The 13,826-nt window shown below is 73.8% G+C and carries 4 protein-coding genes; 3 read left to right on the top strand and 1 reads right to left on the bottom strand.

The window, feature by feature from the left end; translation table 11 throughout:
• Nucleotides 1-34: 34 nt before the first annotated feature.
• A complete protein-coding gene (locus ACGFIE_RS08855) occupies nt 35-1,312 on the bottom strand; it encodes a condensation domain-containing protein (RefSeq protein WP_393292590.1) in 1,278 nt (425 codons plus the stop codon).
• 78 nt (nt 1,313-1,390) lie between these two features.
• On the opposite strand from ACGFIE_RS08855, the gene ACGFIE_RS08850 reads away from it, so the two are divergent.
• The 3 genes from ACGFIE_RS08850 to ACGFIE_RS08840 are packed head-to-tail and all read left to right on the top strand — an operon-like array spanning nt 1,391 to nt 13,825.
• On the top strand, nt 1,391-2,359 hold the full coding sequence (locus ACGFIE_RS08850; RefSeq protein ID WP_344360584.1) for a ferritin-like domain-containing protein: 969 nt from the start codon (nt 1,391-1,393) through the stop codon (nt 2,357-2,359).
• 16 nt (nt 2,360-2,375) lie between these two features.
• Nucleotides 2,376-8,801 (top strand): amino acid adenylation domain-containing protein, encoded by a 6,426-nt coding sequence (locus tag ACGFIE_RS08845; RefSeq protein ID WP_393292588.1) that lies wholly within the window; start codon nt 2,376-2,378, stop codon nt 8,799-8,801.
• On the top strand, nt 8,798-13,825 hold the full coding sequence (locus ACGFIE_RS08840; protein ID WP_393292585.1) for an amino acid adenylation domain-containing protein: 5,028 nt from the start codon (nt 8,798-8,800) through the stop codon (nt 13,823-13,825). Before ACGFIE_RS08845 ends, ACGFIE_RS08840 begins: the two co-directional genes overlap by 4 nt.
• Nucleotide 13,826: the final 1 nt, after the last annotated feature.

Below are 13,826 nucleotides of genomic sequence, written 5' to 3'. Positions count from 1 at the left end.
CCTGGGGAAAGCCGCTCGGCCGGTGCCGTAGGCCCTAGCGGCGCAGCAGCGTCGACAGCGACGCGGACGGGTTACCCACGACCGCCCGTGCCACGGCGACATAGCCGTCGAGCAGGCGTACGGCGTCGGCCGGGGCCAGCCGTGGCGTGTGGAACAGGACCACCCGCAGGCCGTCGCCGCGCGGGGCGATCGCCAGCTCGGTGCCGAAGCGGCTGCCGATCGCCTCGGGGACGAGCAACTCGAACTCGGTGTCGCCGACGCGTACGCGGTGGGACAGCTCGGCCATCATCTGGAACACCACGTCGTCGACCCGGCCGCCCAGGTTGGCGCTGCCCGTGGCGACGGCCTGGTAGGGCTGCTCCTGGTTGGCGAAGGCGGCGGCTGTCGTCGCGTGCGTCGCCTGGAGCAGGGCCGCGAAGGTGGCGAACGGTGGCAGCCGGGTGCGCAGCACCACCATGTTGGCGCAGAACCCGACGGTGCGTTGACTCTCCGGCCGGGCGCGGTTGGCGAACAGCGAGGCGACGGCGAGGTCGCCCTGGCCGGTGACGCGGTGCAGGACGGCGTAGTAGACGGCCAGGGCCACTGTGAACAGCGTCGTGCGGTGTCGCCGGGCCAGGGCGCGCAGCCCGTCGGCGACCTCGGCGTCCAGGTCGCGGGCCAGCACGCCCGGGGTGGCGTCCGGGGGTGGCTCGCGGTACGGCAGACGCGGCAACCGCAGCCCGGTCAGCTGACCGCGCCAGAACTCGCGGTGCCGGTCCAGCTCCGTGCCGGCCAGCCGGCCCTCCTGCCAGGCCACGAACTGCGGGTACTGCCAGCGCACCGGGGGCAGCTCGGCCGACGCGTCGGCGTAGAGGGCGTGCAGCTCCTCGAAGAGCAGCCCGCACGACCACGCGTCGGTGACCAGGTGGTGCATCGTGAAGCACGCGATCACCTCGTGGTCGTCGACCCGCCAGGCGGTGGCCCGGGTCGGCCACTGTGTGACGTCCACCCGGGTGGCCAGCTCGGTGGTGACGGCGGCGTCGGCGGCGGCACGCGGACCCGGCTCGTCGCGCAGGTCGACCACCCGCAGCTCGACGGGTCGCGGATCGTGCACGAGCTGGGACACCCGTGGTCCGCGTCCCACGACAGTGGTCCGCAGCGCCTCGTGCCGCGCGGTCAACGCGGTGAGCGCCCGCTCCAGCGCGCCCAGGTCGACAGTGCCGGTGAGGCGGCACAGCAGCGGGCAGGTCAACGCCCCGTGGTCCGCCCGGTAGTGCTCGATGATGCCGAGCAGCCGCTGTCCCACGGAGGCCGGTACGGGTCGGGGGGCCACGCCACGACGGTACCGCTCGTCTTTGTATCTGTCATCAAGGGTCTGGCATCTTGTGTTCTCTCTCGGTACCTTGGGCGCATGTCTGGTCTGTCGGTGACCACCCCCGTGCACGCGCAGCTGACGTGGCACTACGAGTCCGAGATGCCCCGGGTGCTCTCCCTCTACGAACGGGCCAAGAGCGCGCAGTGGAACGCCAGCACCGATGTCGACTGGTCGATCGAGGTGCCGTTCGGTGAGCCGTTGCCCGACGACTCCGCGTTCGCCATGGCGTCGTTCGAGGCGTCCCCGCTGGCGCGGCGCGGCCGCCCCATGTGGGACACGTTCCGCTGGGAGCTGCAGTCGTGGATGGTGAGCCAGTTCCTGCACGGTGAGCAGGGCGCCCTGGTGGTCGCCGCGCGCCTGGTCGAGGTCGTGCCCGACATCGACAGCAAGTACTACGCCGCGAGTCAGGCCGCCGACGAGGCCCGGCACGTCGAGGCGTTCTCCCGCTACCTGCGCGAGAAGGTGCCACACCCGTACCCGATCAACCCGGCGCTGTCCGAGCTGATCGAGGACCTGCTCTCCGACTCCCGCTGGGACATCACCGCGCTGGGCATGCAGATCGTGGTCGAGGCCCTGGCGATGGCCGCGTTCCGGCTGGCCAACAGCACCTTCCACGACCGCCTCATCTGCGACATCACCCGCCTCGTGGCCCGCGACGAGGCCCGGCACGTGTCGTTCGGGGTGCTGTCGTTGGAGGGCATCTACCGGGAGATGACAAGCGCCGAGCTGGCCGACCGCGAGGACATGGTGCTCGACTCCGCGAGCCTGATGCGCCGCCGGTTCCTGCTGGAGGACGTCTGGGAACGCATCGAGGTGGACCGCGGCGAGGGCGTCGACTTCGCCGCCCACAACGAGCTGATGATCAAGTATCGGCAGGCCATCTTCGCCCGCGTGGTCACCGCGTTGTCCAACATCGGCCTACTGACTCCCCGGGTCCGCGAGGGCCTGGAGCGGCTGGACCTCATCGGGTTCGCCGACCGCTCGATCCGCGTTCCCCGCGCCTGAGGAGTCGGGAGGAGACATGCCAGTGCTCACCACGCTGACCCTCGACGGCATGTGCGACGACGTCGCGTCGCTGCTCGACGAGCCGGTGTCACCCGACGAGGATCTGCTGGAGCGCGGCCTCGACTCGATCGGGCTGATGCGACTCGCCGCCCGCTGGGCCGGCGCGGGTCTCACCTTCGCCCAACTCATCGAGCTGCGCACCGTCCGGCAGTGGCACGCGCTGGCCCACCCTTCGTCGACGCCCGCAACGGCACCGGCTGCCGCCGACGACGAGCCCACGGTCGATCCGGACGAGCCGTTCGCCCTGGCGACCATGCAGCACGCGTACTGGGTCGGGCGGGCCGGTGAGCAGGCCCTCGGCGGTGTGGGGGCGCACTTCTACAACGAGTTCGACGGCCGGCAGGTGGACCCCGACCGGCTGGAGGGGGCCATCCGAGCCCTGGTGCGCCGCCACGACATGCTGCGGGCCCGCTTCCTCGACGACGGTCGGCAGCAGATCACCCCGGACGGCGCCTGGCCCGGCCTGACCGTGCACGACCTGCGGGACCTGCCCGCGTACGAGCGGGACCGACGGCTCGCCGACCTGCGCGCCACCCTGTCGCACCGCACCCTGCGGGTGGACCGGGGCGAGGTGTTCGACATCCAGCTCTGCCTGCTGCCCGACGGGGCGAGCCGGGTGCACGTGGAGATCGAGATGCTGGTCGCCGACGCGCACAGCTTCCGGGTGCTCCTCGCCGACCTTGCAAGCCTCTACCGCCGGCCCGACGAGCCGCTGCCGCCCATCGACTACAGCTATCCCCGCTACCTGGCCACCCACGAGCGACGGCGGGCCGACGCCCGCGAGGCCGCCGCCGACTACTGGCGTCAGCGGGTGCCCGACCTGCCCGGCGGGCCCGACCTGCCGGTGGCCGTGGCCCCGGAACGGGTCAGCGGGCACCGGGTCGTCCGCCATCACCACTGGCTCTCCGGCGCCGACCGGGACCGGCTCGCCGTCCGCGCCCGCGAGCACGGCGTCACCCTGTCGATGGTGTTCCTGACGGCCTTCGCCGAGGTCCTGGCCGCCTTCAGCAGCCGGCAACGCTTCCTGCTCAACCTGCCGCTGTACGACCGGACGCCGTACCACCCGGATGTGCCGTTGCTCAGCGGGGACTTCACCAACCTGCTGCTGCTGGAGGTCGACGCCACCGACGAGGTGCCGTTCGTCGACCGCGCCCGCCGTCTGGGCGAGCAGTTCGCCCGGGACGTGGCGCACAGCGCGTACTCCGGGGTGGACGTGCTGCGCGACCTGGCCCGCGCCCGCTCCGACCGGGCCGTGCTCGCGCCCGTGGTGTTCACCAGCGCGCTCAGCCTCGGCGACCTCTTCGGCGCCGACGTGCGGGAGTGCTTCGGCGACCCGGTGTGGACGTCGTCGCAGACCCCGCAGGTGTGGCTGGACAACCAGGTCACCGAGCGCGAGGGCGGCCTGTACCTCAACTGGGACGTGGTGGCGGAGCTGTTCCCGCCGGGTGTGTCGGAGGCGATGTTCGCCGCGTACGTCCGGCTGCTCACCGGGCTGGTGGACGGCGACTGGGCCGCGCCGCCGGGCGACCTGCTGCCGGGGGAGCAGCGGGCGGTGCGCGAGCGGGTCAACGCGACAGCCGCGCCGATCACGCCCGGCCTGCTGCACGACGGGTTCTTCGACCGGGCGGCGCGCGAGCCGGCGCGGGTGGCGCTGCTCGGCGATGGTGTGTCGGTGTCCTATGGCGACCTGGCCGGGCGGGCGTTGACGCTGGCCGGGACGCTGGCGCGGGCCGGCGTCGCGTCGGGGGACGCGGTGGGTGTGTGTCTGCCCAAGGGCGTCGACCAGGTCGTCGCCGTGCTGGGCGTGCTCGCCGCCGGCGGGGTGTACGTGCCTGTCGGCGTGGACCAGCCGACCGCCCGGCGGGACCGGATCTGGCAGCGGGCCGGCGTGGAGACGGTCATCGGCGCGGGCGGGCTCGACCCGGCCGGTGACGGCGGCCCGGCCCTGCCCGGCCGCCTGCCCGGTGACCCGACGTCGGTCGCGTACGTCATCTTCACCTCCGGCTCCACGGGCGAACCCAAGGGCGTCGAGGTGCCGCACTCGGCCGCGGGCACCACCATCGAGGCCATCCGCCAACGGTTCGACATCGACGCGGACGACCGGGTCCTCGCCGTGTCGGCGCTGGACTTCGACCTGTCGGTGTTCGACATCTTCGCGCTCCTCGGCGTCGGCGGGGCGGTGGTGCTGATCGGCGAGGAGCAGCGCCGCGACGCGAGCGCCTGGCGGCGGCTCGTCGACACGCACCGGGTCACCGTCTGGCAGTCGGTTCCCGCGCTGCTGGACATGCTGCTGACCGCCGCCGAGACCGAGGGTGGGCTGGACCACCTGCGGCTGGCGCTGCTCGGCGGCGACTGGGTCGGCCTGGACCTGCGCGACCGCCTGGTGGCGCTGCGCCCCGACGCCCGGCTCGTCGCCCTGGGCGGCACCACCGAGACCGCCATCCACTCGACGGTCTTCGAGGTGGGCGACGTGCCGGCGCACTGGCGGTCCATCCCGTACGGGGTTCCGCTGCCGAACCAGCGCTGTCGCGTGGTGGACGGGCGGGGACGGGACTGCCCGGACTGGGTGGTCGGCGAGTTGTGGATCGGCGGATCGGGGGTGGCGGCCGGCTACCGGGGGGACCCGGAGCGCACCGCGCAGCGGTTCGTGACACACGACGGGACGCGCTGGTACCGCACCGGTGACCTGGGCCGCTACTGGCCGGACGGCACCCTGGAGTTCCTCGGGCGGGCCGACTTCCAGGTCAAGATCCGCGGGCACCGCATCGAGTTGGGCGAGGTCGAGGCCGCCCTGACCGACTGCCCCGGCGTACGCGAGGCAGTCGTGGTGGCCGTGGGTGCCAGCACCCGCCGGCTCGCCGCCGCCGTCGTACCGTCCGCGTCCGAGGTGGACCCGGAGACCGTACGGGCGTTCGTCGTCGACCGGTTGCCCGCGTACATGGTGCCCGATTACGTCGCCGTGCTCGACGCGCTGCCGCTGAGCGGCAACGGCAAGATCGACCGGCCCGCGCTGGCACGACGGCTCGCCGAGGGCGCCGGCCGCTCCACGACTGTCGAGCCGCCCGCCGGGCCGGTCGAGACGGCGCTGGCCACCCTCTGGGCCGACCTGCTCGGCGTGCCGACAGTCGGCCGCACCGACAGCTTCTTCACCCTCGGCGGGGACAGCCTGCTCGCCACCCGCCTGCTCGGGCGGATGCGCTCGGCCGGGCTGGCCGGCGGGCAACTGCGCCGCCTCTTCGCCGAGCCGACCCTCGCCGGGTTCGCCGCCGGCGTACGCCTCGACAGCGGCGCCGCGCTGAGCGGGACCTTCGTCGCCGACCCGGCGAACCGCCACGAGCCGTTCCCCGCGACCGACGTGCAGCGGGCGTACTGGATGGGCCGCAACGGCGACTTCGCCCTCGGTGAGGTCGGCTCCCACTGGTACTGGGAATTCGACGGCGAGGACGTGGACCTCGACCGGCTCACCACGGCCTGGAACCGACTGGTCCGCCGGCACGAGATGCTGCGAGCCGTCTTCGACGCCGACGGACGCCAACGCGTCCAACCCGAGGTGCCCGAGGTGACCATTCCGGTCGACGAGGGCGAGGCAGCGCTCACCGACCTGCGCGACCGGCTGTCACACCGGGTCGCCGACCCGACCCGCTGGCCGCTGGTCGCCATCGAGGCCGTTCGGTACGGCGAACGTCGCGTCCGGCTGGCGTTCAGCTTCGACTACATCGTGCTCGACGCGCTCAGCATCGTGACAGTCTTCGCCGAACTCTCCGCCCTCTACGTCGACCTCGACGCGCCGCTGCGCCCGATCGGCGTGTCGTTTCGCGACTACGTCCTCACCGCCCGGCCGGACGAGGCGACAGTCGAGGCCGATCAGCGCTACTGGTCGGCGCAGGCCGCGGAGATGCCCCCGGCACCGCAACTGCCGCTCGCCGTCGACCCCGATCGGGTGCGCGCGCCCCGCTTCGTCCGTCACGCGGCGCGGCTCGACCCCACCGAGTGGGCCGCCCTGGTCGACGCCGCCCGCGCCCACGGGGTGAGCCCGGCCGCGGTGCTCGCCACCGCGTACGCCGAGGTGCTCTCCGCCTTCAGCGCGCGGCCGGACCTCACCCTCAACCTGACCCTCTTCGACCGCCGCGAGGTGCACCCCGACATCGACCACGTGCTCGGTGACTTCACCTCGCTGCTGCTCGTCGGCCACCGCCCCGGCGCGGCCGACGACTTCCTGACCCTGGTACGCCGACTACAGGAGCGCATGTGGGACGGCATGGAGCACAACGCCGTCTCCGCCATCTGGGTGCTGCGGGAGATCGCCCGGCGCACCGGCGCCCCTGCCGCCGCGATGCCCGTGGTCTTCACCAGCGCGCTGGGCATCAGCGACGAACTGGTGAGCATGTCCCTTCCGTTCGGCGAGCAGATCTGGGGCGCCTCGCAGACCCCGCAGGTGTGGCTGGACAACCAGGTCATGGAACGCGACGGTGGCCTGAGCATCAACTGGGACGTGGTGGCGGAGCTGTTCCCGCCCGACGTGGTGGAGACGATGTTCGCCGCGTACGTCGAACTGCTGACCACCCTCGCGGCCGGGAACTGGGCGCGGCAGGTGCCGGTCGGGCTGCCCGCCGGGCAGCGGGCCGTGCGCGAGCGGGTCAACGCGACAGCCGCGCCGATACCGCCCGGCCTGCTGCACGACGGGTTCTTCACCCGGGCGGCCCGGGAGCCTGATCGGGTGGCGCTGCTCGGCGACGGGGTGTCGGTGTCCTACGGGGACCTGGCCGCTCGGGCGTTGACCCTGGCCGGGGCGCTGACGCGGGCCGGGGTCGCTCCGGGGGACGCGGTGGGGGTCTGCCTGCCCAAGGGCGTCGACCAGGTCGTCGCCGTGCTGGGTGTGCTCGCCGCCGGTGGCGTGTACGTGCCTGTCGGCGTCGACCAGCCGGTCGTCCGCCGGGAGCGGATCCTCACCCGCGCCGACGTGAAGACTGTCATCGGCGCGGGCGGGCTCGACCCGGCCGGCGACGGCGGCCCGGCCCTGGACGGCTGCGTCCCGGTGGACCCGGCTGCGCTGGCGTACGTCATCTTCACCTCCGGCTCCACCGGCGAGCCCAAGGGCGTCGAGGTGTCCCACGCGGCGGCCGGAAACACCATCGCGGCGGTCAACGACCGGCTGCGCCTCGGCCCGGACGACCGGGTCCTCGCCGTGTCGGCGCTGGACTTCGACCTCTCGGTGTACGACACCTTCGCCCTGCTCGGCGTCGGCGGCGCGGTGGTGCTCGTCGAGGAGGGGCAGCGACGCGACGCCCGCGCCTGGCTGCGGCTCGTCAACGAGCACGACGTCACCATCTGGAACACCGTGCCGGCCCTGCTCGACATGCTGCTCACCGCGGCCGCCGACGAACCGCTCGGCGCGTTGCGGCACGCCCTGGTCTCCGGCGACTGGGTCGGCCTGGACCTGCGCGACCGGCTGGTCGCCCGCCGACCCGACGCCCGGCTCACCGCCCTCGGCGGCGCCACCGAGGCGGGCATCTGGTCCAACGCGTTCGACGTGGGGGAGGTGCCGGCGCACTGGCGGTCCATCCCGTACGGCTTCCCACTGCCCAACCAGCGTTACCGGGTCGTGGACGGGCGGGGACGGGACTGCCCCGACTGGGTGGTCGGTGAACTGTGGATCGGCGGAGCGGGAGTCGCGGCCGGCTACCGGGGGGATCCGGAGCGCACCGCGCAGCGGTTCGTGACACACGACGGAATGCGCTGGTATCGCACCGGTGACCTGGGTCGGTACTGGCCGGACGGCACGTTGGAATTCCTGGGGCGGGCGGACTTCCAGGTCAAGATCCGGGGGCATCGCATCGAGCTGGGCGAGGTCGAGGCGGCCCTGACCGACTGCCCCGGGGTGCGCGAGGCGGTGGTGGTGGCCGTGGGTACCAGCACCCGCCGGCTCGCCGCCGCCGTCGTACCGGAGGCGGGCGTCACCCTCGACCCGGACGCCACGGGCGCGTTCGTCGTCGAGCGGCTGCCCGCGTACATGGTCCCCGAGCACGTCGCAGTGCTCGACGCGCTGCCGCTGAGCGGAAACGGCAAGATCGACCGGGGCGCGGTGGCCACCCTGCTCGCCAGCGGAGACGCCGCACCGCCCGACGAGCCACCCCACGCCGGCCTGGAGAGCGACCTCGGCGCGCTCTGGGCGGAACTGCTGAACAGCCCCGTTCCCGGCCGCACCCGCAACTTCTTCAGCCTCGGCGGGGACAGCCTGCTCGCCACCCGGCTGCTGGCCGTGCTGCGCGAACGCTACGGCGTCGACCTGCCGATGCGGGGCCTGCTCGACCGACCGACCATCGCGGACCTGGCCACCGCCGTGCAGCACGCCGCCGGCACGTACGAGGAAGGGGCGATATGAACGGGCAGGACCTCATCGCCGAACTGGCGCAGGTCGGCGTCCACCTCTGGGAGGAGGACGGCCAGCTCCGCTTCCGGGCACCCACAGGCGTTCTCACCGACCAGCGCCGCGCCGCGCTCCGCCAGCACAAGGAGCAGGTGCTGGCCGTGCTGCGCGACGCCGCCGCGCCCACCGCCGTGGCGCACCCCGAGCAGCGGTACGAGCCGTTCCCGCTCACCGACGTGCAGAGCGCGTACCTGCTCGGGCGGGGCGACAGCTTCGCCTACGGCGGGGTCGGCTGCCACGGCTACGGCGAGCTGACCTTTGCCGAGCTGGACGTGGACCGGCTGGAACGCGCCTGGCACGAGGTCGTCGCCCGGCACGACATGCTGCGGGCCGTCGTCAACCGCGACGGCTCCCAGCAGGTACGACCCGACGTGCCGGCGTACCGGATCGAGGTGCGCGACGCCGAAGCGGCCGGCTTCGCCGACGCGGTGGCCGCCACCCGGGCGGAGCTGGACCACCGCCGCTACGACCCGCAGCAGTGGCCGCTGTTCGCGCTGCGGGTCACCCGCGGCCCGCAGCGCTGCGTCCTGCACTTCTCGATCGACTTCCTGGTCTGCGACTTCGTCAGCATCAACATCCTGCTCGACGAGCTGGGCCGCCGCTACGCCGGTGACCCGCCCAGCGACGAGCTGACGCTGACGTTCCGCGACCACCTGCTGGCCACCGAGCCGCTGCGCGGCGGCCCCCGCCACGACGCCGACCGGGACTGGTGGCTGGCCCGGCTCGACGACCTGCCCCCGGCGCCGGAGCTGCCCCTGCGCGGTGAGGCCACGGCCGCGCCGCCCCGCTTCCGCCGCCTCGACCTGCGGCTCGACCCGACCGAGTGGGCCGGGTTGCGCCAGCGCGCCGGGCAGCACGGCATCAGCCCGTCCGGCGCGGTGCTCGCCGCGTACGTCGAGGTGCTCGCCGCGTGGAGCGTGCACCCGCGCTTCACAGTCGACGTCACCCTGCTCAACCGGACGCCCACGCACCCGCAGGTGGACCGGATCGTCGGCGACTTCACCTCGGTCAGCCTGCTCGCCGTGGAGCAGAGCCCGGACGCGCCGGTGCAGGAACGGGCCAAGCGCATCCAGGCGCAGCTCTGGTCCGACCTGGACCACCGCCGGTTCTCCGGCGTCGACGTCGTCCGTGAGCTGGCCCGCCGCCGGGGCGCCGACGCCGCGCTGATGCCCATCGTCTTCACCAGCGCCATCGGGCTGGGCGGCGACACAGGCGTGGAGGGCTTCGGTGAACTGGGGTACGGCATCAGCCAGACCCCGCAGGTGTGGATCGACTGCCAGAACATCGAGCGCTCCGGTGGGCTGGCCACCAACTGGGACGTCCGCGAAGGAGTCTTCCCCGACGGTGTCGTCGACGAGATGTTCGCCGCGTACGCCGCGCTGCTGCGCCGGCTGGCGGGCACCGACGAGGCGTGGGAGGAGCTGGCCCCGGTGGCGCTGCCCGAGGCGAGCGCCCGCCGCCGCGCCGAGGTCAACGACACCGGCGCGCCGCTGCCCGACGGGCTGCTGCACGAGGGGGTGCTCGCCCAGGCGCTGCGGACCCCGGACCGGGTGGCCGTGGTGGCCGCCGACGGCACCCTCACGTACCGGCAGCTCACCGGCCGTGCCACGGCGGTGGCCGCGCGGCTCGTCGAGGCCGGCTGCCGGCCCGGGGACCTGGTCGCGGTGGTCGCCGAGAAGGGCTGGCGGCAGGTGGTGGCGGTGTTCGGCGTCCTGCTGGCCGGTGGGGCGTACGTGCCCGTCGACACCAATCAGCCGCCCGTGCGCCGCGACCTGATCCTCGACGGCGCGGGGATCCGGCACGTCCTCACCGAGGCCGACCGGGTGGCCGGCGACTGGCCGGAGCCTGTGACGCCGATCGCTGTGGACGACTGCGACGGGCCGGCGCCGACGGCCCTGCCGGCCCGCACGGTCGGCCCGGACGACCGCGCGTACGTCATCCACACCTCCGGGTCGACGGGCACCCCGAAGGGCGTGGTGATCACCCACCGGGCGGCCCTGAACACCGTGGCGGACATCAACGCCCGGTTCGACGTGACGCCCGACGACCGTGTCCTCGGCCTGGCCAGTCTGGGCTTCGACCTGTCCGTCTACGACCTGTTCGGCCCGCCGGCGGTAGGCGCGGCGCTGGTGCTGCCCGCGCCGCAGCGGCGGGGCGATCCCACCCACTGGGCGGAGCTGGTCGCCGAGAACGAGGTGACCCTCTGGAACTCGGTGCCGGCGCAGTTGCAGATGCTCGCCGACTACCTCGCGGCCGCGCCGATGGTCCGGATCCCCTCGCTGCGGCTGGCCCTGCTCAGCGGCGACTGGATCCCGGTCACGCTGCCGGACCAGATCCGCGATCTCGTCCCCGGTCTGGCAGTGGTCAGCCTCGGCGGCGCGACCGAGGCCGCCATCTGGTCGATCATCCACCCGATCGGGCGGGTCGACGCGTCCTGGCGCAGCATCCCGTACGGGGTGCCGCTTACCAACCAAAGCTGGCACGTCCGCGACGCCGCGCTGCGGCCCCGCCCGGACTGGGTCGCCGGGGAGCTGTACATCGGCGGCGCCGGGCTGGCGTTGGGCTACCTCGGCGACGAGGCCCGCACCGCCGAGCGGTTCGTCACCGACCCGTCCACAGGCGAACGCTTGTATCGCACCGGCGACCTGGGCCGCTACCGACCCGACGGGACCATCGAGTTCCTCGGCCGGGAGGACTTCCAGGTCAAGATCCGTGGCCATCGGATCGAGCTGGCCGAGGTCGAGTCGGCGCTGCTCGCACACCCGGGGGTGGGCGGAGCCATCGCGGTGGTCGACGGAGACTCGCCACTGGAGAGGCGACTGGCCGCCGTCGTCCAGCCCGCCGCGGTCGAGCCCGGCAGTGGGCAGCCGGTCGACCCGGCCGGACCCACCGTGGCCGGGTCCGCGCTGGTGGCCGGCACCGACCTGGGGGCCTACGAGGCGTACCTGCACGAGCTGGACTCTCTCGGCCTCGCCGCCATGCTGGACACCCTGCGCGCCGCCGGCCTCGCGCTCGACGACCGCCCGCACAGCCTGCCCGAGGTGTACGCCGCCACCCGCGTCGCGCCCCGGCACCGCCGGCTGCTGCGCCGCTGGCTGCGGGCGCTCACCGACAGCGGGGTGCTGCGCCACGACGACGACGGCTACCGGCTGGCCGGCGCGCCACCACCTGCCGCGCGGGCCTGGGACGCGGTGGCCGAGCGGGCGGCGGCGGTCGGCGAGTCCCCCGAACTGGTCCGCTACTTCCAGGCCAGCGCCACGGCGCTGCCGGCGCTGCTGCGCGGCGACGAGGACCCCCTGGCGCTGCTCTTTCCCGGCGGCGAACTGGCCGTGTCGGACAACCTCTACGCCGACGCCCTGTTCAACAGGTGGGCCAACGCGGTCGCGGCGGCGACCGTCCGGTCGCTGGCCGAGCGGTTGGACGGGCCGGTGCGCATCGTCGAGGTCGGCGCCGGGTCCGGCGGTACGACAGCTGCGGTGCTCGACGCCCTGGACGGCCTCGACGTCGACTACCTCTACACCGACCTGTCCGCGTTCTTCCTCGGCGCCGGCCGGCAACGCTTCGCCGACCGGCCGGGGCTGCGGTTCGCGCAGCTCGACCTCGACGCCGACCTGGCCGGGCAGGGCATGGCCCCGAACAGCGCCGACATCGTGATCGCCGGCGACGTCCTGCACGCCACCCGGGACGTGCCGGCCACGCTGGCCCGGCTGCGCGGCCTGCTCGCCCCCGGCGGGCACCTGGTGCTGCTGGAGATGACCCGGGAGCACTACCAGATCATGACGTCACTGGAGCTGCTGGTGCGGCTCGACGACGACCTCGGCGACTTCGCCGACCTGCGCCGGGGCACCGACCGCACGTTCCTCACCGGCGACGAGTGGCGCGGCCTGCTCGCCGACGCCGGGGCGTCGCCCGTGCTCGACCTGCCGTCGGCCGCCGACCCGATGGCCGGGCTCGGCATGCGGATCATCGCCGCGCGGGTGAAGGCCGACCGGCGGCGGGTCGTTCCCGACGAGCTGCGGGCGCACCTGGCCGACCGGCTGCCCGACTACATGATCCCGGGCGTGCTGCAGGTCGTCGACGACCTGCCCCGCACGGCCAACGGCAAACTGGACCGGGCGGCCGTACGCCGGCTGGTGGCGGCCACGACCGCCGGTCCCGAGGCGAGCGCCACGGCCCCGCTCACCGAGCTGGAGGAGCAGATCGCAGCCGTCTGGGCCGACGTGCTGCGGGTGGAACGGGTCGGACGGGACGCGGACTTCTTCGCCCTCGGCGGTGACTCGCTGCTCGCCGCGAAACTCGCCGGTCAGCTCGCCGAGCGGGTACCGGCCGCCGCCGACGTCTTCTTCGACGAGCTGCTGCGCCGGATCCTGGAGCACCCGAGCGTCGCGGACCTGGCCGATCACCTGGCTGCCGTGGGCAGCGTCCGACCCGACGAGGAGCCGACCGTCAGCGACACCGGCGAGGTGGTGGCGCTGGCCGGTGAGGGCCCGCCCCGCTACGTGCTGGTGCACGACGGCAGTGGCGGCCTCGACGGGTACGCCGGGCTGGCCGAGCGGCTGGCCGCCACCGGGGCGGTGTGCGGGATCGTGGACGGCGGACTGCACCGCTACGCGGGTCTCGACCCGGCGCCGCTTGTGCAACGCCTCGCCGCCGACTACACGAGCGCGCTGGCCGGGCACGTGTCGGCCGGGGAACTCGTGCTGGTGGGTCGGAGCGCGGCCGGGGTGCTGGCGCTGGAGCTGGCCCGGCAGCTCACCGAGTCCGGGGTGGACGTCGCGACCCTGGTGATCGCCGACCCGGTCGACGGCGACGGCTACGGCAGTTCCCCGTACGCGGGCGACGTCACGCTGCTGTGCGCGGACGAGCCGGACCCGACGAGCGTCGACTGGTGGCGCGACGTGTGTCTGGGCGAGCTGACCGTGCGACGGGTGCCCGACGACCCGGGCGAGTGGGCCGGCCCGATCGCCGAGGACGGCTGAC

Origin of the sequence: Micromonospora sp. NPDC049275 (assembly GCF_043197115.1) — a bacterium.
GTDB lineage: Bacteria > Actinomycetota > Actinomycetes > Mycobacteriales > Micromonosporaceae > Micromonospora.
The sequence above is the reverse complement of the archived record's forward strand: the minus strand, read 5'-3'. Positions and strand labels throughout refer to the sequence as shown.

Bases quoted from the DNA above. Each gene is read 5' to 3' on its own strand.
- ACGFIE_RS08840 (WP_393292585.1), top strand. From the start codon at position 8,798: ATGAACGGGCAGGACCTCATCGCCGAACTGGCGCAGGTCGGCGTCCAC.
- ACGFIE_RS08850 (WP_344360584.1), top strand. From the start codon at position 1,391: ATGTCTGGTCTGTCGGTGACCACCCCCGTGCACGCGCAGCTGACGTGG.
- ACGFIE_RS08845 (WP_393292588.1), top strand. From the start codon at position 2,376: ATGCCAGTGCTCACCACGCTGACCCTCGACGGCATGTGCGACGACGTC.